Genomic DNA, 19,885 nt, shown 5'->3' with positions numbered 1-19,885 from the left:
GATGAGCAGCCTGTCCGTTTACCACGTCTCAAGCCCTGATTTGCCTAACAAGGTGCTGACACATTTCGAAGACATCGCCTCGACCCTGGCCGAACAAGGCGTGCGCTTCGACCGTTGGCAAGCCGCGGCGAAAATCCAGCCCGGCGCCAGTCAGGAAGAAGTGATCGCCGCGTATCAGGAGCAAATCGACAAGCTGATGACCGAACGCGGTTACATCACCGTCGACGTCATCAGCCTGAACAGCGATCACCCGCAAAAAGCCGAATTGCGCGCCAGGTTTCTCGACGAACATCGCCATGGCGAAGACGAAGTACGATTTTTCGTGGCCGGCCGTGGCTTGTTCACCCTGCATATCGACGATTACGTCTACGCGGTGCTTTGTGAGAAGAACGACCTGATCTCAGTACCGGCCGGCACCCCGCACTGGTTTGACATGGGCGAGCATCCGCATTTCGTCGCGATCCGTCTGTTCAATAACCCTGAAGGCTGGGTGGCCAATTTCACCGGCGAAGACATCGCCAGTCGCTTCCCGCGTCTTGAGGACTGAGGCGATGCCGATCAAAGCGATTCTCACCGACATCGAAGGCACCACCAGCGCGGTGAGTTTTGTGTTCGACGTGCTGTTTCCCTACGCCGCCCAACACCTGCCGGAGTTTGTTCGCCAGCACGCCGCGCGTACGGATGTGGCCGAGCAACTGGCCGCCGTTCGCCGGGATACCAAAGAGCCGAACGCGGACGTCGAGCGGGTGATCGACATTCTTCTGAACTGGATCGCCGAAGACCGCAAAGCCACGCCGCTGAAAGCGTTGCAAGGTATGGTCTGGGAACAGGGTTATCAGGCCGGACAGTTGAAAGGCCACGTTTACCCGGACGCCGTTGAAGCGCTCAAACGCTGGCATCAGGACGGCTTCAAACTGTTTGTTTACTCTTCTGGATCGATTCAGGCGCAAAAGCTGATCTTCGGTTGCTCGGAGGCTGGTGACTTGTCGCCGCTGTTCAGTGGCTATTTCGACACCACCTCGGGGCCCAAGCGTGAAGCGCAGTCCTACCAGCGGATTACCCAGGCTATTGGCCTGGACGCTTCGCAGATACTGTTTCTGTCCGACATCGTCGAGGAGCTGGACGCGGCGCACACGGCGGGAATGGCTACGTGCGGGCTGGCCCGAGAGGACGGGGCGCTGGCGAGGCATGTGACGGTGGACAGTTTTGCGCGGATCGATCCTGCGACGTTCTGAGGCACATAACACATAACCTGTGGGAGCGAGCTTGCTCGCTCCCACAGTTCTGTAGGCTCTACACCGAGTGATAAGTCGGCAGGGCAAACCGCTGCTGGCTTTGCAGCATGGAAATCTGCGGCAGTTCGCTGGCCTGTTCGGCGATGTCACGGCGAATGGCACTGATCACCCAGGACAGCTGATCGCCAGCATGCAATTGCTGGTACGAAATCGAGCGTTTGAAGACTTTGCCGTCGGTGCTGCTCAAGGTCAGCAGAATGCCGCCGTCCGGACGTGGCTGGGTGGTCACTTCGAAGTTGGAGAATAGGGACGAGAATTTTTCTTGGATCAGGTTCATGGCTATCAGCTCCGTTAGCTCTTGAATGGCAAGCATGCAGAGGTAGTTGCAGTGATTGTGCCAGCATCTTATTTTTTAAAAGTCCTTATATATCAATTAGTTAGTTTTTCAGCGCTTTTGCACTTTCGTGCAATCTGCATGAATGGCCATCGTGCATCCTGCATTTTGCGTGGTCGACATCGATTCGATGGAACCATTTGCCCGGCGCAGGCTCGCGATTTCAAATGCCGCAGCCGTGGATACAAATCATTTCAAAAACCGCGTGTACAGCTCAGGAACCGCTGACGTATTTTCGGCCTCAATCAACGCCGCCCGAACAATAAAAAGATCGACCGGGAGCAACCATGAGCCGCACGCCGCACGACACGATTACCTGGGGCATGATGCTCCGCAAGCTGCCTTCCATTGCCAAAGCCATTCCTCGCGTGGTGAAGGGCATGAAAGCCGCCAACGTCAAGGACCCGACCCAACCGTGTGGCCTGGGCTGGAGCTTCGAGCAAGCAACGTTGCGCAATCCCGATGGCCCGGCATTGCTGCAGGGTGAGGTGGCACTGACGTATTTTCAGGTCAACCAGTGGGCGAATCGCATTGCCCAGCATCTGATTGCCCAAGGCATCCGCAAGGGCGATGCAGTGGCGGTCTTTATCGAGAATCGCCCGGAATTGCTGGTGACGATTCTGGCGGTGGCCAAGGTCGGCGCGATCAGTGCCTTGCTCAATACTTCGCAGACCCGCGATACCCTGGCTCACAGCCTGAACCTGGTGGCACCCGCGGCGATCATTGTCGGAGAAGAGCTGGTGCCGGCGTTTTCGGCAGTTCGCGAACGGGTGTCGATCGAGGCGGCGCGCACCTGGTTCGTCGCTGATCGAGACACCTTCAGCCATCCGGGCATTGCGCCCGACGGGTTCATCAACCTGATGACCGCCAGTGCCGACCGCTCCAGCGCCAACCCCGCCAGCAGTCAGCAGGTTTTTTTCGACGACCCTTGTTTCTATATCTACACCTCGGGCACCACTGGCTTGCCCAAGGCCGGGGTGTTCAAGCACGGCCGCTGGATGCGCAGCTCCGCAAGCTTCGGGCTTATCGCCTTGGATATGCGCCCGGAGGATGTCGTCTATTGCACCTTGCCGCTCTATCACGCCACCGGGCTGTGCGTGTGCTGGGGCTCGGCGATCAGTGGCGCCTCGGGGTTTGCCATTCGCCGCAAGTTCAGCGCCAGTCAATTCTGGAACGATGTGCGCAAGTACCGCGCGACCACCCTCGGTTACGTCGGTGAACTGTGCCGCTACCTCGTCGATCAACCGCCCAGCGCCGACGACAACAAGCACTGCGTGACGAAGATGATCGGCAATGGCCTGCGCCCCGGCGCGTGGGGCGAGTTCAAGACGCGATTCGGGGTGAACCATATTTGTGAGCTGTACGCCGCCAGCGACGGCAACATCGGCTTCACCAACATCCTCAACTTTGATAACACCGTCGGTTTTTCCCTGATGTCGTGGGAGTTGGCGGCGTACGACCACGACAGCGGTGTGCCGATTCGCGATGCCAAGGGCTTCATGCGCAAAGTCGCCAAAGGCGAGCAGGGGCTGTTGCTGGCGAAGATCGACGACAAGGCGCCGCTGGACGGCTACACCGATCCGCAGAAGACCGAAAAGGTTGTGCTGCACGACGTGTTCCAGAAGGGCGACCGTTATTTCAATACCGGTGACCTGCTGCGCAACATCGGTTTTGGTCACGCGCAGTTTGTTGACCGTTTGGGTGATACCTACCGTTGGAAGGGCGAAAACGTCTCGACCACCGAGGTTGAGAACATCCTTTTGCAACACCCGAATATTTCCGAAGCCGTGGCCTATGGCGTGGAAATCCGCAACACCAACGGGCGTGCCGGGATGGCGGCGATTACGCCAGCAGAGTCCCTGGCGACCCTGGATTTCAGTGAACTGCTGGCCTTCGCCCGTGAGCAAATGCCCGCCTATGCGGTGCCGTTGTTCCTGCGGGTGAAGGTGAAAATGGAGACTACCGGCACCTTCAAATACCAGAAGACCAGCCTCAAGGACGAAGCCTTCGACCCCGGCAAAACCGGCGATGACCCGATCTACGCCTGGCTGCCGGGGTCCCAGACTTACGTGCAGGTCACCCCGCAGTTGCTGGCGGATATTCACGGCGGCACTTTTCGTTATTGAATGCAGCGCTATTGAATGTGGCTATGGCCTTCCATGAGAAAAAAGAAGTGACAGCCTCGGGGCTGCTCGGGAAACTGTCGGCTTTGCGAATAACAGAACGTGGAGTGCCCAATGTCAGACCAAAGCCGCCAGATGACCCCCGAAGAAGCCGCTGAATTTGCCGAACAGGTATTCAATAAAGCGCGCGACGGCGACGCGGCCATGATGGCTGCGCTGTTGACCAAGGGCCTGCCGCCGAACCTGCGTAACCATAAGGGTGACACCTTGTTGATGCTGGCTGCGTACCACGGCCATGTAGAGACGGTAAAAGTCCTGCTCGAACACAAGGCCGACCCGGAAATCCGCAACGACAACGGCCAGAGCCCGATTGCCGGCGCGGCGTTCAAGGGTGATCTGGCGGTGGTCAAGGCACTGGTTGACGGCGGCGCGCAAGTGGAGGGTTCATCCTTCGACGGTCGCACTGCGCTGATGATGGCGGCGATGTTCAATCGCGTGGAAATCGTCGACTACCTGATCAGCAAGGGCGCCGACCCGAAAGCCAAGGATGCCAATGGCGTCTCTGCGCTGGATGCCGCCAAGACCATGGGCGCGGTGGACACCACGGCGCAGTTGCAGAAGCTGCTTGGCTGATTTGCACCCTGTAGCAGCTGTCGAGCTTGCGAGGCTGCGTTCGGCTGCGCAGCAGTCGTAAAACCTATATGTGCGGTCTCCCTGAAACACCGCATCGTCTGATTTTACGACTGCTTCGCAGCCGAACGCAGCCTCGCAGGCTCGACAGCTGCTACACACACACCATCAATACACCCAAACCTCAACCCGCCGATTCTTGATTCGCCCCTCATCCGCGCTATTGGCCGCCACTGGCATCTCGGCGCCAAAACCACGAATCTCGCGAAACACCACACCGCTTTTCACCAGTTCCCGCCGCACCGCCATGGCGCGTAGTTTCGACAGCAGATCGGCCCGCGCCGGATCACTTTTGGCGTCGCCAAACCCCACCAGCGTCACCTGCCGATTGGTTTTCTCGCGCTGCTTTATATAGTCGAGCACCCGCGACAGGTCCTGCCGGGCCTTATTGTCCAGCGTCGCACTGCCTTCTTCGAAACGGAAATTCACTGTCAGGCGCTGGGCGTGACGGCTGAGCGCCTGATAACCCTCCGGCATCAATGCATTCGGCGTGACCGTCATGGCCTGGACGGTCTGGGCGATAAAACCATTGGCCGCGACAATTGCCTGGCCCTTGCTACTTTGGGCGAACGCCACCAATGCGTCGGCCCACGGACTTTTCCCATTGGGCGGCAGGTAAAAGAACAGCCGGCGCGACAACGGATAATCTTCCGTGGCAATCAGGCTGTTGAGCGGGAGCATGGCTTGGGATTGGCCATCGGCAATCGCCACGGCTTTGGCCTGACGCACATAAGGCAGGCCGATGAAGCCGATACCTTGCGGGTCTAGGCTGACCGCGTCGGACAATTGCTCGCTGGATTCGAAACGTTTCGCCGCGCTGCTCAGGGTTTTCCCACGACGGCTGAGGACCAATTCCTTGAACGTGTCGTAGGTGCCCGATTGGTCATCCCGCGCATAGAGATGAATCGTCCCACCAGTGCCGCCGAGTTCTTCCCAGGTTTTTGCCTCGCCGCTGAAGATTCGCGCCAGTTGTTCGGTGTTCAGTTCACCCAACGGATTTTGCGGATGAAGAATGATCGCCAGGCCATCGATGGCGATCACCTGCTCGGCGCCGGAACTTTTAAAGTCGCCCAAGCGTGCAAGGTCTGTCCGTTCGCTGTCCTTGATCGGGCGCGAGGAGGCGGCGAGGTCGGCGGTGGCGGTTTTCAGGGCGGTGAAACCGGTGCTGGAACCGTGGGCCGCGATGTCCACCGCGACCCGGCGGCCCTGAACGGTTTCGCCGATGACGCGCAGTTCGTTGGCTTTGTCCGGGGCCTCGCTGTGAATCTTGAGCAGGCCCTGTTCGCGCATCAATCCCTCAACCAGCGCCGGGCCCAATGCCGCGCCTATGGTGTTGGAACCCTGGATGCGCAGCACCGGGCCAGAGTCGGGCGTCGGCAACGCGCCAGCCGACGCCGTCAGCGGCAGGCAGGCGCACAGCATCAACAGGAACAACACGCGCAACGTCATGCCGGCACCTTATAAGCCAAAGGAAGTGCCGGGAGAATAAGTCAGTAAGGTTTCTGAAAGATGACAGTCTTTAATGTGGGAGCGAGCTTGCTCGCGATGAGGGCCTGACATTCAATATTGATGCTGGCTGACAGTCCGCTATCGCGAGCAAGCTCGCTCCCACAGTTGATCTATGTCGATAGGTAGAGATCAGCTCAGCTCAAGCCAGATCGGCGCGTGATCCGACGGCTTTTCCATCCCGCGCAATTCGTAATCCACGCCCGCATCCTTCACCCGTGGCAACAACCCGTGGGACGCCATGATCAAGTCAATCCGCAGCCCACGCTTGGGCTCATCCTCAAAACCGCGGCTACGGTAGTCGAACCAGCTGAAACGGTCGGTCACCTGCGGGTTCAAGTGACGGAAACTGTCCACCAGGCCCCAGTTCTTCAAACGGGCCATCCACTCGCGTTCTTCCGGCAGGAAGCTGCATTTACCGGTTTTCAGCCAGCGTTTCATGTTGTCCGGGCCGATACCGATGTCGCAATCTTCCGGGGAAATGTTCACGTCGCCCATCACCACCAGCGGCTGATCGTTGCTGAACTGGCTTTCCAGCAATTGCTGCAGATCGTTGTAAAAGCGCTCCTTGGCCGGGAACTTGGTCGGGTGATCGCGGCTTTCGCCCTGTGGGAAATAGCCGTTCATGATGGTCACCGGCACGCCATTGGCGTCGGCGAACGTGCCCCAGATGAAGCGGCGCTGAGCGTCTTCTTCATCGGTGGTGAAACCTTTGTGCAGCGCGATAGGTTCCTGGCGCGAGAGCAGGGCCACGCCGTAATGACCTTTTTGACCGTGGAAATACACGTGATAGCCCAGCGCCTGAACCTCGGCCAGCGGGAATTGGTCGTCGTGAACCTTGGTTTCCTGCAGTCCGATCACATCTGGCTGATGCTTTTCGATCAGCGCCGCCAACTGATGGGGGCGAGCGCGCAGCCCGTTGATGTTGAAGGAGACGATCTTCATGGTCGGCAGTCCTGGCAAAAAGGGCGATGCTAGCTGACATGTAGGAATGGGGCTAGCGTGGCAGTAGTCCAAATGCGCTGCTAATGTCTGGGGGCGTGGGAACGATCGCGACCGCGCAAGGCTCGTACCAATAAGAACGAGGCCTTTTTAAGCCTCGCCCAGGGGAGATCTACCGTTATGCCCGAAACCTCGACCGTCATCGCCGATGTTCACATGCTCGACAGCGGCTATTCCCGCGAAGCGCGTTCGCTGTTGTACCAGGCTTACCGGCATGAGCCGACCTTCGGCTACCTGTTCGAAGCGGAGCGTCCCGGTTATGAACAGCGGGTCCGGGCCACTGTGCGCGAGTTGGTCAAACAACATTTTCTTCAGGACTTGCCGGCCATCGGCCTGCTGGTCAATGACCGGTTGATCGGCATCGCGCTGATCGCACCGCCGCAACGTCGCCTGGGCATCACTGAAAGTTGGGCCTGGCGTCTGCGCATGATGCTCAGCACCGGTTTTCGCTGCACCCGACGCTATCTCGAGTATCACGATGCCGTGATGGCTTGCGTGCCGTCCGATTCGGTGCACCTGCTGCCGTTGCTGGGAGTGCATCCGCAATTTCAGGGCAAGCACTTTGGTGAACAATTGCTGAAAGCGGTGCACAACTGGTGTGCGGTGGATGAGCACTCCGAGGGCGTGATCCTTGATACCGGGAATCCTCGCTATCTGGAGTTCTATAAGCGCCAGGGCTATGAGGAAATCGGTGAGGTTGCTGTAGGACCGATTCGCGAACACGTGTTTTTCCACGCCAATCCCCAGGTGTTACAAACAGCAACGGCATAAAGGTAGAACTTTCACCGCACGCCAGGCTCTATCACGCTCCCAAGCTCGTGATAGCATCCGCGCCTATGAAGTTTCCAGGAAGAATTACCAGTGGCGTGCTGATGCTGATTACCAGCTGCGCGGCGCTGGCGCAAAGTGAATTGGATGTGCGGATCAAACCGTCCAACGATGAACTGAAAGCCAATATAGAGGGCTATATCGGCAGCCTCGGCGATCGAGACGAAGAAGCCTTGCTGCGCTTCAGTCGTGGCGCTGAAGAACAGGCGCGCAAGGCCGCCCAGGCCTTGGGTTATTACCAGCCGCAGATCGACACGGATGTGAAGGGCGGCAAGACGCCTCGCCTGGTACTGAATATCGATCCCGGCGAGCCGGTGCATTTGCGCAACGTCACTATTCGCATCGACGGCCCGGCCGCTTCCCTCAAATCCTTCCGTGTACCCAAAAGCAATGCGCTGAAAACCGGCGCGGTACTCAACCATGGCCATTACGAAGACGCCAAGCGCCTGATTCAGAATCAGGCCTCTCGCTACGGTTTTTTCAGCGGTTACTTCAGCAGCCAGAAATTGTCGGTCGACCCGCGAGCCGGCGTTGCCGACATCGAACTGATCTATAACAGCGGCCCACGCTATTCACTGGGCAAGGTCAGTTTTGAGGGTGATTCACCGTTCGACGAAGACCTGCTGCGGCGCATGGTGCCTTTCAAGGCGGGCGCGCCTTATGACTCCGAACTGATCGCCGAGCTCAATCAGGCCATGCAATCGAGCGGCTATTTCGAAAGCGTGCGGGTGGATGCGGCGCCGACGGCGTCGAAGAACGATGTGATCCCGGTGGACGTCAAACTCGAAACCCGCAAACCACGGACCATGGGCCTGGGGTTGGGCTATTCCACGGACGTCGGCCCACGGATCAAGGCCAACTGGACCCGTCACTGGGTCAACCCTCAGGGGCATAGCTATGGCTGGGAGACCGAAGTCTCGGCGCCCCGGCAGAACGTCGGTGTGTTCTACGACATTCCCCTGGACCCGCCGCTGACCGACAAACTGCGGTTCGCCGGTGGCTATCAGAACGAAGAAATCGCCGACAAGGACTCCCTCAGCAAACTGCTGACCCTCGGCCCCGAATGGCACAGCAAGTTGCCCAGCGGCTGGCAGCGCGTTGTGTCGCTCAAGTGGCAGCGCGAGGAATACAGGCTCGGCGACGACTCAGGGCTCAGCACGTTGCTGATGCCAGGCGTCAACTATTCCTACCTGAAAAGCGACAACCGCATCGACCCGCACAACGGTTATCGCCTGGAATTCGCGACCAAAGTGGCCAAGGAAGGTTTGGGCTCGGACACCAATCTGGTCTACGGCACCGCGCTGGTGAAAGGCTTGACCACGGTCTTCGACAAGCACCGCTTCCTCGGTCGGGTGCAGGTCGGCGGCAGTGCCACCAATGGCTACAGATCTGTGCCGCCGTCGCTGCGCTTCTTCGCCGGTGGCGATCAGAGCGTGCGCGGCTACGACTACCAGAGCCTGTCCCCGGAAAACTCCGAGGGTGACCGCATTGGTGGCCGTTACATGGTTGCCGGCAGCGTCGAGTATCAGTACTCCATCGCCGAAAAATGGCGGGTCGCGACCTTCATCGACCAAGGCAACTCCTTCAATACCCTCGAACTGCCGAACCTCAAGACCGGTGTCGGCATCGGTGTGCGCTGGGTCTCGCCGGTGGGGCCGATACGCCTCGACCTGGCCCATGCGATGGACGACGACGGCGGCATTCGACTGCACTTTTCCATGGGGCCTGAGCTGTGAAGCGTGGTTTGAAAATAACGCTGGTGGCGATTCTGGCGCTGCTGATGCTGGTTGTCCTGACCGTGGCCACGGTGCTTGGCACGGCGACGGGCAGCCGCTGGGCGCTCGGCTTTGTGCCGGGTTTGACCGTCGAAAATTTCCAGGGCCGTTTGGGCGGGCAGTGGAGTGCCGACCATGTGCTGTGGCAGCAGGACAGCAGTCGGGTTGAGCTGAACAAGGTGATTTTCGCTTGGTCGCCGCTGTGCCTGACGCGCATGACCCTGTGCATCGAGCAATTAAAGGCCGATCAGGTCAGCCTGCAATTCCCGCCCGGCACGCAAGAAGAAAGCAGCGGGCCGATCAGTCTCCCGGATCTGAAGTTGCCCTTGGCCATCGAGCTGGGCGATGTCCAGGTCGGCAGCCTGCTGTTCAACGGCAGCGAAGAACTCAAGGGTTTGCAACTGGCGGCGCACTGGACGGCCAACGGCTTGCAGATCGATTCCGTTCATTTGCAAAGGGATGATCTGAGTCTGAATCTTTCAGGCCTGCTGCAACCCAGCGGTAACTGGCCGCTCAAGGCCGAAGGCAAACTGACCCTGCCAGCCCCCGGCACCGGGCCTTGGACGCTGGCCCTGAAGGTCGACGGCGATCTGCTGAAAACCCTGAATCTGAAAGCCGACAGCAGCGGTTACCTCAACGGGCAATTGACCGGCGAACTGCAACCGCTGGTGGAAAACCTGCCGGCCAAGGTGCGAATCACCGCTGACGGCTTCAAGGCCAGCGCCGATCTGTCGGACACCCTGCAACTCAACCAACTGGAACTCACCGGCGACGGTGACCTGAAAAACGGTTACCAATTGCTCGGCAAAGCCACGTTGCCCGCAGAACTTGGCCCGGTCGCGCTGTTGTTGCAAGGCAAGGTCGACGCCAACGGCGCGCAGATCGCCGGGTTGGACCTCACGGCCAACGACAAGCAAAGCCTGAAACTCACCGGCAACCTCGACTGGAGCAAAGGCTTGAGTGCCGATGCAAAAATCGACTGGCTGGATTTCCCGTGGCACCGGCTCTATCCGCTGATCGACGAGCCAGAAGTGGCGCTGCGCAGCTTCAACGGTGAAGTCTCCTACACCGACGGCAAGTACATTGGTCACTTCAGCGCCGCACTCGACGGCCCGGCCGGGGCGTTCAGCCTGACCAGCCCGTTCAGCGGCGACCTGACGAAAATCTACCTGCAACAAATTCAACTCGAAGCCGGGCAGGGCAAGGCCGAAGGGCACCTGAACCTACAATTTGCCGACGGCATCGCCTGGGACACCGCGCTCGACCTGTCGGCGATCAACCCGGCGTACTGGGTCGCGGAGTTGCCGGGCACCCTGGCCGGACCGTTGCGCAGCAAAGGCGAGATGAAGAATGAAAAACTCAGCCTGACCGCTGATCTCGACTTGAAAGGCAAACTGCGCGGCCAACCGGCAGTGATCCAGGCCAAAGCCGATGGCGGCGGCGAGCAATGGAACCTCAACGCGCTGCAAATTCGCCTCGGCGACAACAGCATCAACGGCAAGGGCAGCTTGCAACAGAAGCTCGCCGGTCAGATCGATATCAAGCTGCCGCGCCTGGCTCAGTTGTGGCCGCAACTGCGCGGTCAGCTCAATGGTCGCGTCGATGTCGCCGGCACGCTCAAGGCCCCGCAAGGCAAGCTCGGGCTGCAAGGTACGCAACTGGCCTTCGAAGACAATCGCCTGCAAAGCCTGAATCTGGACGCCACACTCGACAGCGCGCAACACGCAAAGATCGACCTCAAGGGCAGCGGCATCCAGGCCGGTGAAACGTCGCTGGGCACGCTGACCGCCAGCGGTCAGGGCGATATCAAAAACCAGAAACTCACCCTCGACCTGCAAGGGCCGAAGCTGAAGCTCGCGCTCGGCCTCGACGGCAATCTGGACAAAGGCAATTGGCGTGGACGCCTGTTCAGCGGCGACATCCAGGCCGGCGGTCAAGACTGGAAGCTGCAAGGTCCGGCGAAGCTTGAACGGTTGGCGGACGGCAAGATCAATTTTGGCACCCACTGCTGGACGTCCGGCCCGGCCAGCCTGTGCGGTGAGGATCAGCGCCTGATGCCTGAGCCGAAGCTGCGTTATCACCTCAAGCAATTCCCGATCGACAGCCTGGCGCAGTGGTTGCCCAAGGATTTCGCCTGGAAGGGCCGGCTCAACGCCGAACTGCAACTGGACCTGCCGGCCAGCGGCCCGAACGGTCAGATCAGCGTCGATGCCAGCGGTGGCACATTGCGCATCAAGGAGAAGGACCAGTGGTTGGACTTCCCGTACCAGACCCTGAAACTGAACAGCAAGCTCACGCCCAAGCGCATCGACGCTGACCTCAATTTCGTCGGCGGCAAGCTCGGTGAGCTTATGCTCCAGGCGCAGATCAATCCGCTGCCGAAGGACAAACCACTGACCGGCTCGTTCCGCCTGAGTGGTCTGGACCTGTCGGTGGCGCGGCCATTCGTGCCGATGGTCGAGAAACTGACCGGTCGTTTGAATGGCAGCGGCACGCTCGCAGGTACGCTGCTGGCGCCGCAGGTCAACGGCAATCTGCTGCTCAGCGACGGCGAGATTTCCGGGCCTGAACTGCCGATGGACCTCGAAGCGCTGCAACTTCAAGCCGTGATTGCCGGCGAAACCGTGCAGTTGAACGGCGGCTGGAAAAGTGGCAAGACTGGGCAGGGCACTTTGAGCGGCAACATCGCCTGGGGTCAGGCGTTGGTGGTGGACCTGGCGCTCAAAGGCACGCAATTGCCCGTCACCGTCGAGCCGTACGCCAAGCTGGAAATGGCGCCGGACCTGAAGATTTCGATGAAGGACGACAAACTGGCGATCACCGGCAAGGTGCTGGTGCCAAAAGGCGAAATCACCGTGCGTGAGTTGCCGCCCTCGACGGTCAAGGTGTCCAGTGACACGGTGATCGTCGGCCAGCAGACCGAAGAGGGCAAACCCCCGATGGCCATGGCGATGGACATCGATGTGGTGGTCGGGCAGGACAAACTCAGCTTTGCCGGGTTTGGCCTGACCGCCAACCTGCAAGGTCATGTGCACATTGGCGACAACATGGACACCCGCGGCGAGCTCTGGCTCAACGATGGGCGTTATCGCGCCTACGGTCAGCGATTGACCGTGCGCCGGGCGCGCTTGTTGTTTGCCGGCCCAATTGACCAGCCGTATCTGGACATCGAAGCGATTCGCCAGACCGACGACGTGATCGCCGGCATTCGCCTGAGCGGCAGCGCCGAGCAGCCGACCACACAGATCTTCTCCGAGCCGGCGATGAGTCAGGAGCAGGCGTTGTCCTATCTGGTGCTGGGGCGTCCGCTGAGTACCAGCGGTGAGGACAACAACATGCTCGCCCAAGCGGCGCTCGGGTTGGGCTTGATGGGCAGTTCCGGTGTGACCAGCGGGTTGGCCAAGGACCTGGGCATTCAGGATTTCCAGCTCGATACCCAAGGCAGCGGCAATGCAACCAGCGTGGTGGCCAGCGGCAACCTCTCCGAGAAGCTCAGCCTGCGTTATGGCGTTGGCGTGTTCGAGCCGGCCAACACCATCGCCTTGCGTTACAAGCTGAGCAAGAAGGTTTACCTCGAAGCGGCGGGCGGCGTGGCCAGTTCGCTGGACATCTTCTACAAGCGGGATTTCTAAACCCCTCCTGATCGGGCACGGTCCCCTGTGGCGAGGGGGTTTACCCCCGTTGGGCCGCGTAGCGGCCCCCCCTCAGCTGCAACTCCACTCCTTCTGAACCCCTACACATCTAAAAGCGACGACTGCTGCGCCGCCGAACGGGGCGGTGCGGCGTTCTGATAAACCCCCTCGCCACAGGGATTGTGGGTCGCCGTTTATCAACTAAATAGCAAGCACCCTAACTATTACGTTGACATTCGCTGCCTAGGCAGTAACATCTCGTCATACATTCTCTGCCTAGGCAGCTAATTGGTGGTCAGATGAAACATTTCACCCCAGACGCATTCCACACTTGCCATCTCGGTCTCCTGCTCGGGCGCGCTGCGCTGCTCAAGGACCGGATCATCGACACGCACATGGAACCCCACGGCATCACCGCCGCGCAGTTCAAAGTGCTGATCATCATGGCCCAATTCGGCGTCGATACCCCGGCCGAGCTGTGCCGTCACCTGTCGCTGGATAGCGGTTCGATGACCCGCATGCTCGATCGTCTGGAACAGAAAGGCTTCCTCGCCCGCCAACGCTCCGAGGCGGACCGCCGTCAGGTTCAGCTGGTGCTGACCGAGCAAGGCCAGCAGTTGACTGACCGCCTGCCGGAGATCGGCGCCGACGCCATGAATGAACTGGCTGGCGCGATCACCCCAGAGGAGTTGAAAACCCTCGAACAGATCCTGAAGAAAATTTTGGTGGCAGCCGGTGACTCGATCACCCTGCTGCGGGTAGGTGACAAATGAGCAGTAAAACCCTGCGGACCGGACTGAGCCTGGTGCTGGCGGCCATGACCCTGGCCGGTTGCGCCAGCTACAGTGGCCTGACCACTGAAGGCAAAAGCCTCGATGCGAAAAACCTCAAGGCCGGGCAATCCCTCAGCGGTGTAACTCTGTCGCCCGCGGCCTGGCCGAAAAGCGACTGGTGGAAAAGCCTCGGCGACCCACAGCTCGACGGCTTGATCCGCGAAGCCCTGCACGACAGCCCCGACATGCAAATCGCCGACGCCCGTGCTCACCAGGCCAGCGCCGCCGCCTATGCCGCCGACGCCGCCCGCATGCCCACCCTCGATGCCAGCGCTGGTGTCAGCCGTTCGCGTCTGGCCCGGGATCAGGACCCGAACGGGCAGGGCGGCACTTATTCCACCGTGCGCAACATCAGTGCCAGTTTCAATTACAACTTCGACCTCTGGGGCGGTCAGCGTGATGCCTGGGAAGCTGCACTGGGTCAGGCCCGTGCTGCCGAAGTCGATCAACAGGCCGCTCAGCTGACGTTGTCCGCCGACGTCGCTCGCGCCTACAGCGATCTGGGTCAGGCACACATCGTCTACGACCTGGCCAGTGAAGACCTCAAACGCACCAAGCAAATGCTCGACCTGAGCCAACGTCGACTGAGCTCGGGGATCGACAGTCAGTACCAGTTCCAGCAAACCGAAAGCCTGGAAGCCACGTCCGAAGCCAGCCTGATCGACGCCGAGAAACGCCTGCAAAGCGCGAAAATCGCTTTGGCCGTCTTGCTCGGTAAAGGCCCGGATCGCGGCAATGAAATCGCCCGGCCGAAAATCCTTCAAGCCAGCGCTGTAGCGTTGCCATCGGTGTTGCCGGCCGAGTTGCTCGGTCGTCGTCCGGACCTGGTGGCCGCGCGTTGGCGGGTCGAGGCGGCGAGCAAGAACATCGACGCCGGCAAAACCCAGTTCTATCCAAACTTGAACCTTAGCGCTGCGGCCGGTGCCGAATCTTTGCTGGGCGATGCGATGTTCGGATCGGCCAGTCGTTTCTTCAATATTGCGCCGACGATCTCGGTGCCGATTTTCGACGGCGGCCGCCTGCGTGCCAACCTCGATTCCCGCGACGCCGATTACGACCTCGCGGTGGCGCAGTACAACAAAAGCCTGGTGAAAGCCCTGGGTGATGTCAGCGACACCATCAACCAGTTGCGCGACATCGGCCGGCAGATCGGCGCTCAACAGCACGCCACCGACATTGCCCAGGATTCTTACAACACCGTGGTCCAACGCTACGGTTCCGGCATCGGCAATTACCTGGACGTGCTCAGCATCGAGCAACAATTGCTCCAGGCCCAGCGTCAGCTGGCCAACCTGAATGCCGAGCAGATCGACCTGTCGATCCAACTGATGCAGGCGCTGGGCGGCGGTTTTCAGGGTGAAACCCTGACCGCAGCCAACGCAACCCCAGCCACGCAGCACAACTAATTCAAGGTACTTGTCATGGCCACTGCCGATACAACTCCTGCTCCAACTGATAAAGCGTCTGACAACACTCAAGACACCAGCAACCCGCGCAAACGCAAAGTCATGCTGGTGGTGTTGGCGATCGTGGTGATCCTTGCCGGTGTTGGCGTCTGGGGTTATCACGAATTCTACGGGCGCTGGATCGAAAGCACCGACGACGCCTATGTGAACGGCAATGTGGTGGAAATCACTCCGTTGGTCACCGGCACCGTAGTCAGCATTGGCGCCGACGATGGCGACCTGGTTCACGAAGGTCAGGTGCTGATCAACTTCGATCCGAACGACGCCGAAGTCGGTCTGCAAAGTGCCCAGGCCAATCTGGCCCGCACCGTGCGTCAGGTTCGCGGTTTGTACAGCAACGTCGACGGCATGAAAGCCCAGGTCAACGCCCAACAGGCTGAAGTGCAAAAGGCGCAGGACAACTTCAATCGCCGGAAGAACCTCGCCGCTGGCGGGGCGATTTCCCAGGAAGAACTGTCCCATGCTCGCGACGACCTGACCTCGGCGCAAAACGCCCTGGCCAACGCCAAACAGCAACTGAAAACCACCAGTGCTTTGGTGGATGACACCGTGGTCTCGTCGCACCCGGACGTGATGTCCGCTGCCGCGCAATTGCGTCAGGCTTACCTGAATAACTCGCGCAGCACCTTGATCGCGCCGGTCACCGGTTATGTGGCCAAGCGCTCGGTACAACTGGGCCAACGCGTCCAGCCGGGCACCGCATTGATGGCAGTTATCCCGCTGGATCAGCTGTGGATCGACGCCAACTTCAAGGAAACCCAACTGCGTGACATGCGCATCGGGCAGCCGGTGGACATCGAAGCCGACCTCTACGGCAGGGATGTGAAGTTCAGCGGCACCATCGACAGCCTCGGCGCCGGTACCGGCAGCGCGTTTGCCCTGCTGCCCGCGCAAAACGCCACCGGTAACTGGATCAAGATCGTCCAGCGGGTGCCGGTGCGGATTCACATCAACGCCGAAGAACTGGCCAAGCACCCGTTGCGGGTCGGCCTGTCGACTCAGGTCGATGTGAACCTGCGTGACCAGAGCGGTCCGGTGCTGGCGCAACAACCGCCACAAAAGGCTTCGTTCAGCACCAATGTCTATGACCGTCAGTTGGCCGAGGCCGACGCGATGATCACTCAGTTGATCCATGACAACAGCGCTGCGGTCAGCAAAACCGTTCAACGCTGATTCGCCATCACACCGACCCTTTGTGGCGAGGGGATTTATCCCCGTTGGGTCGCGAAGCGACCCCAGCACTTCAAAGTCCAACCGCATTATGAGTTGACGACTGCTTCGCAGCCGAACGGGGATAAATCCCCTCACCACAAAGGCTCGCTCCCACAAGGTCAACTGTGTCTGTAACAGGTGCAGCGCCAATGAAGTCTCAAAGGATTCGCGATGAGCAATAACGCCTCTTTTACGCCGCCCAGCTTGTTGCTCAGCACCATCGGCCTGTCGCTGGCGACCTTCATGCAAGTGCTCGACACCACCATCGCCAACGTGGCGCTGCCGACGATTTCCGGCAACCTCGGCGTGAGTTCGGAGCAGGGCACTTGGGTGATTACTTCGTTCGCCGTGAGCAATGCCATCGCGCTGCCGCTGACCGGTTGGCTTAGCCGGCGCTTCGGCGAGGTGAAGCTGTTTCTCTGGGCGACGATTCTGTTCGTTCTGGCTTCGTTTCTGTGCGGTATCTCGACGTCGATGCCGGAATTGATCGGCTTTCGGGTGCTGCAAGGTCTGGTGGCAGGTCCCTTGTACCCGATGACTCAAACGCTGCTGATTGCCGTCTATCCGCCCGCCAGGCGTGGCATGGCCCTGGCATTGCTGGCGATGGTCACGGTGGTGGCGCCGATTGCCGGCCCCATCCTCGGCGGCTGGATTACCGACAGCTATAGCTGGCCGTGGATCTTCTTTATCAACGTGCCGATCGGTGTTTTCGCGGTGATGGTGGTGCGTTCGCAGCTCAAGATGCGTCCGGTGGAAACCAGCTATCAGCCGATGGATTACGTCGGTTTGATCAGCCTGATCATTGGCGTCGGCGCGTTGCAGGTGATCCTCGACAAGGGCAACGACCTGGATTGGTTCGAGTCGAGCTTCATCCTCATCGGCGCGGCCATTTCGGTGATCGCGCTGGCGGTATTCGTGATCTGGGAAATGACCGACAAACACCCGGTGGTCAATCTGCGGTTGTTCGCTTACCGCAACTTCCGCATCGGCACGATTGTGCTGGTGTTGGGTTACGCCGGGTTCTTCGGGATCAACCTGATCCTGCCGCAATGGCTGCAAACCCAAATGGGTTACACGGCGACGTGGGCGGGGCTGGCGGTGGCACCGATCGGTATTCTGCCGGTGCTGATGTCGCCGTTTGTCGGCAAGTACGCACACAAATTCGACCTGCGGCTGCTGGCCGGCCTAGCGTTCCTGGCGATTGGCCTGAGCTGCTTCATGCGTGCCGGGTTTACCAATGAAGTGGACTTCCAGCACATTGCCCTGGTACAGCTGTTTATGGGGATCGGCGTGGCGCTGTTCTTCATGCCGACCTTGAGCATTCTGATGTCGGACCTGCCTCCGAGCCAGATCGCCGACGGCGCGGGCCTGGCGACGTTCCTGCGGACCTTGGGCGGCAGTTTTGCGGCGTCGTTGACGACCTGGATCTGGATTCGCCGGGCCAATCAGCACCACGCCTATATGAGCGAAAGCATCAGCACCTATGAGCCGGCTACCCGCGAGGCGTTGAACAGCCTGGGCGGGGCGAGCAATCCGGCGTATGCGCAACTGGATCATGTGCTGACCAGTCAGGCGTACATGCTCTCCACCGTGGATTACTTCACGTTGCTGGGGTGGGCATTCATGGGCTTGATTGTGCTGGTGTGGCTGGCGAAACCGCCGTTTGCGGCGAAGGCCGGGCCTGCGGCCTCCGGTCATTGAGCCAAACACAAAACCCTGTGGGAGCGGGCTTTGTGTTTGGCCGTTAGTTCGCGGGTGCCGCAAGTTGCGGCGGTGGGGCGAAGTCAAACGGCGCCAACGCAAACCCTTGCTCATCCACCTGCAACGCCCACCCCTGACGATCCCAATCACCCAACACAATGCGCTTGGCCGCCTGCTCGCCAATCTGCAACTTGTGGATAGCGGGGCGATGGGTATGCCCATGGATCAAGGTTTTCACGCCATGGGCCTGCATGATCCGCGGTACTTCTTCCGGCGTGACATCAACAATGTCATTGGCCTTCATCCGCGTCTGCGCGCGGCTTTCACTGCGCAACTTGCGCGCCAGTTTATGCCGGGTGCCCAAGGGCAGATGCCGCAGGATGAACAGGGTGATCGGGTTACGCAGGTAGCGACGCAGCTTCATATAGGCTTCGTCGCGGGTGCAGAGACTGTCGCCGTGCATTAATAGCACCGGCTCGCCGTAAAACTGCACGACACTCGGGTCTTTCAACAACGTGCAGCCGGCCTGTTTGCAAAAGGCCTGGCCGAGCATGAAGTCGCGATTGCCGTGCATCAGAAAAATGGCCGTGCCGCTGTCGCTAAGATCGCGCAGGGCCTGGCAGATGGAACGCTGGAACGGCGTCATGGCATCGTCGCCAATCCACGCCTCGAAAAAGTCGCCCAGGATGTACAACGCACTCGCCGAGCGGGCGCGTCCGGCGAGCAAATCCAGAAACGCCCGGCTGATGTCCGGGCGCTCCTCTTCCAGATGCAAGTCTGAAATCAGCAGTATCACTCAATGATCTCGGCTTTCTCGATGATCACGTCTTCTGCTGGTACGTCCTGGTGGCCGGACTTCATGGTGGTGGAAACACCTTTGATCTTGTCGACCACGTCGGTGCCTGCAACGACTTTGGCGAATACCGCGTAGCCCCAGCCCTGAGTGGTCTTGGCGCTGTGGTTCAGGAAGCTGTTGTCAGCCACGTTGATGAAGAACTGGGCGGACGCCGAATGCGGCTCCATGGTGCGGGCCATGGCCACGGTGTACTTCTCGTTCGGCAGGCCGTTGTCGGCTTCGTTCTGGATGCTTGGGCGCTTGTCTTTCTTTTCTTTCATGCCTGGCTCGAAACCGCCGCCCTGGATCATGAAGTTACCGATGACGCGGTGGAAAACGGTGTTTTCGTAGTGACCGGCTTTGACGTACTCGATGAAGTTGGCCACGGTGATCGGGGCTTTTTCAGCGTTCAGTTCCAGGACGATGTCGCCATGGTTGGTGGTCAGTTTGACTTGGGTCATGATCGGTACTCTTGATATGAATTCGTGGGTTTCGGGGCTTTGCAGCCCTCAACCGGTCCGGCCAATTTTGGCCAAGATGCGCAGTTTAGCGTGCCAAGCGCGAATTTCGAGGCTGTTTTTCATTTGCATCCGATTAAATGCAGCCGTTTTTTGCCCTGCGCTGTCAGCGACTTGACGGCATCGGCTATGATA

General features: G+C 59.8%; 16 protein-coding genes. 11 read left to right on the top strand and 5 right to left on the bottom strand.

Annotated features, from left to right (window positions below):
* Position 1 precedes the first annotated feature (1 nt).
* Entirely contained in the window at positions 2 to 547 is a 546-nt protein-coding gene (locus tag MO767_RS12400) for an acireductone dioxygenase (RefSeq protein WP_282480724.1), read from the top strand.
* A gap of 4 nt (positions 548 to 551) precedes the next feature.
* Positions 552 to 1,235, top strand: coding sequence for an acireductone synthase (gene mtnC / locus MO767_RS12395; RefSeq protein WP_282480723.1), 684 nt, complete (start codon positions 552 to 554; stop codon positions 1,233 to 1,235).
* A 58-nt stretch (positions 1,236 to 1,293) separates the two neighbouring features.
* Here mtnC and MO767_RS12390 read toward each other — a convergent pair whose 3' ends face one another.
* The gene (locus tag MO767_RS12390) at positions 1,294 to 1,572 is read right to left on the bottom strand and encodes a DUF3509 domain-containing protein (RefSeq protein WP_008146103.1); all 279 of its coding nucleotides are present in this window, start codon (positions 1,570 to 1,572) and stop codon (positions 1,294 to 1,296) included.
* A 344-nt stretch (positions 1,573 to 1,916) separates the two neighbouring features.
* On the opposite strand from MO767_RS12390, the gene MO767_RS12385 reads away from it, so the two are divergent.
* Positions 1,917 to 3,755, top strand: a complete 1,839-nt coding sequence (locus MO767_RS12385; RefSeq protein WP_282480722.1) for a long-chain-acyl-CoA synthetase — start codon at positions 1,917 to 1,919, stop codon at positions 3,753 to 3,755.
* A 111-nt stretch (positions 3,756 to 3,866) separates the two neighbouring features.
* Positions 3,867 to 4,385: an ankyrin repeat domain-containing protein gene (locus MO767_RS12380; protein WP_282480721.1), complete on the top strand. Its 519-nt coding sequence runs from the start codon at positions 3,867 to 3,869 to the stop codon at positions 4,383 to 4,385.
* A gap of 165 nt (positions 4,386 to 4,550) precedes the next feature.
* Here MO767_RS12380 and MO767_RS12375 read toward each other — a convergent pair whose 3' ends face one another.
* Together MO767_RS12375 and xthA are read right to left on the bottom strand one after the other, a co-directional pair.
* The gene (locus MO767_RS12375) at positions 4,551 to 5,891 is read right to left on the bottom strand and encodes a phosphate ABC transporter substrate-binding/OmpA family protein (protein WP_282480720.1); all 1,341 of its coding nucleotides are present in this window, start codon (positions 5,889 to 5,891) and stop codon (positions 4,551 to 4,553) included.
* A 189-nt stretch (positions 5,892 to 6,080) separates the two neighbouring features.
* Positions 6,081 to 6,893, bottom strand: a complete 813-nt coding sequence (gene xthA, locus MO767_RS12370; protein WP_282480719.1) for an exodeoxyribonuclease III — start codon at positions 6,891 to 6,893, stop codon at positions 6,081 to 6,083.
* A 177-nt stretch (positions 6,894 to 7,070) separates the two neighbouring features.
* On the opposite strand from xthA, the gene MO767_RS12365 reads away from it, so the two are divergent.
* From MO767_RS12365 to MO767_RS12335, 7 genes are all read left to right on the top strand, one after another.
* Complete coding sequence (locus MO767_RS12365) at positions 7,071 to 7,721, top strand: GNAT family N-acetyltransferase (RefSeq protein WP_282480718.1); 651 nt, start codon at positions 7,071 to 7,073, stop codon at positions 7,719 to 7,721.
* Positions 7,722 to 7,786: 65 nt separating this feature from the next.
* Complete coding sequence (locus tag MO767_RS12360; RefSeq protein WP_282480717.1) at positions 7,787 to 9,514, top strand: autotransporter assembly complex family protein; 1,728 nt, start codon at positions 7,787 to 7,789, stop codon at positions 9,512 to 9,514.
* Entirely contained in the window at positions 9,511 to 13,185 is a 3,675-nt protein-coding gene (locus MO767_RS12355) for a translocation/assembly module TamB domain-containing protein (RefSeq protein WP_282480716.1), read from the top strand. The genes MO767_RS12360 and MO767_RS12355 overlap by 4 nt, the downstream gene beginning before the upstream one ends.
* A 299-nt stretch (positions 13,186 to 13,484) precedes the next feature.
* Complete coding sequence (locus MO767_RS12350) at positions 13,485 to 13,958, top strand: MarR family transcriptional regulator (RefSeq protein ID WP_134422670.1); 474 nt, start codon at positions 13,485 to 13,487, stop codon at positions 13,956 to 13,958.
* Positions 13,955 to 15,424 carry an efflux transporter outer membrane subunit gene (locus tag MO767_RS12345; protein ID WP_282480715.1) on the top strand — a complete coding sequence of 490 codons (1,470 nt, stop codon included), beginning with the start codon at positions 13,955 to 13,957 and terminating at the stop codon, positions 15,422 to 15,424. The genes MO767_RS12350 and MO767_RS12345 overlap by 4 nt, the downstream gene beginning before the upstream one ends.
* Positions 15,425 to 15,439: 15 nt before the next feature.
* A complete protein-coding gene (locus MO767_RS12340; RefSeq protein WP_282480714.1) occupies positions 15,440 to 16,657 on the top strand; it encodes an efflux RND transporter periplasmic adaptor subunit in 1,218 nt (405 codons plus the stop codon).
* Between the two features lie 210 nt (positions 16,658 to 16,867).
* Positions 16,868 to 18,397 carry a DHA2 family efflux MFS transporter permease subunit gene (locus MO767_RS12335; RefSeq protein ID WP_282480713.1) on the top strand — a complete coding sequence of 510 codons (1,530 nt, stop codon included), beginning with the start codon at positions 16,868 to 16,870 and terminating at the stop codon, positions 18,395 to 18,397.
* Between the two features lie 43 nt (positions 18,398 to 18,440).
* Here MO767_RS12335 and lpxH read toward each other — a convergent pair whose 3' ends face one another.
* Positions 18,441 to 19,193 (bottom strand): UDP-2,3-diacylglucosamine diphosphatase, encoded by a 753-nt coding sequence (gene lpxH, locus MO767_RS12330; protein WP_282480712.1) that lies wholly within the window; start codon positions 19,191 to 19,193, stop codon positions 18,441 to 18,443.
* Positions 19,190 to 19,693: a peptidylprolyl isomerase gene (locus MO767_RS12325; protein WP_033057103.1), complete on the bottom strand. Its 504-nt coding sequence runs from the start codon at positions 19,691 to 19,693 to the stop codon at positions 19,190 to 19,192. The genes lpxH and MO767_RS12325 overlap by 4 nt, the downstream gene beginning before the upstream one ends.
* Positions 19,694 to 19,885: the final 192 nt, after the last annotated feature.

The organism is Pseudomonas sp. UYIF39 (genome assembly GCF_029963765.1).
Lineage (GTDB): Bacteria > Pseudomonadota > Gammaproteobacteria > Pseudomonadales > Pseudomonadaceae > Aquipseudomonas.
The sequence above is the reverse complement of the archived record's forward strand: the minus strand, read 5'-3'. Positions and strand labels throughout refer to the sequence as shown.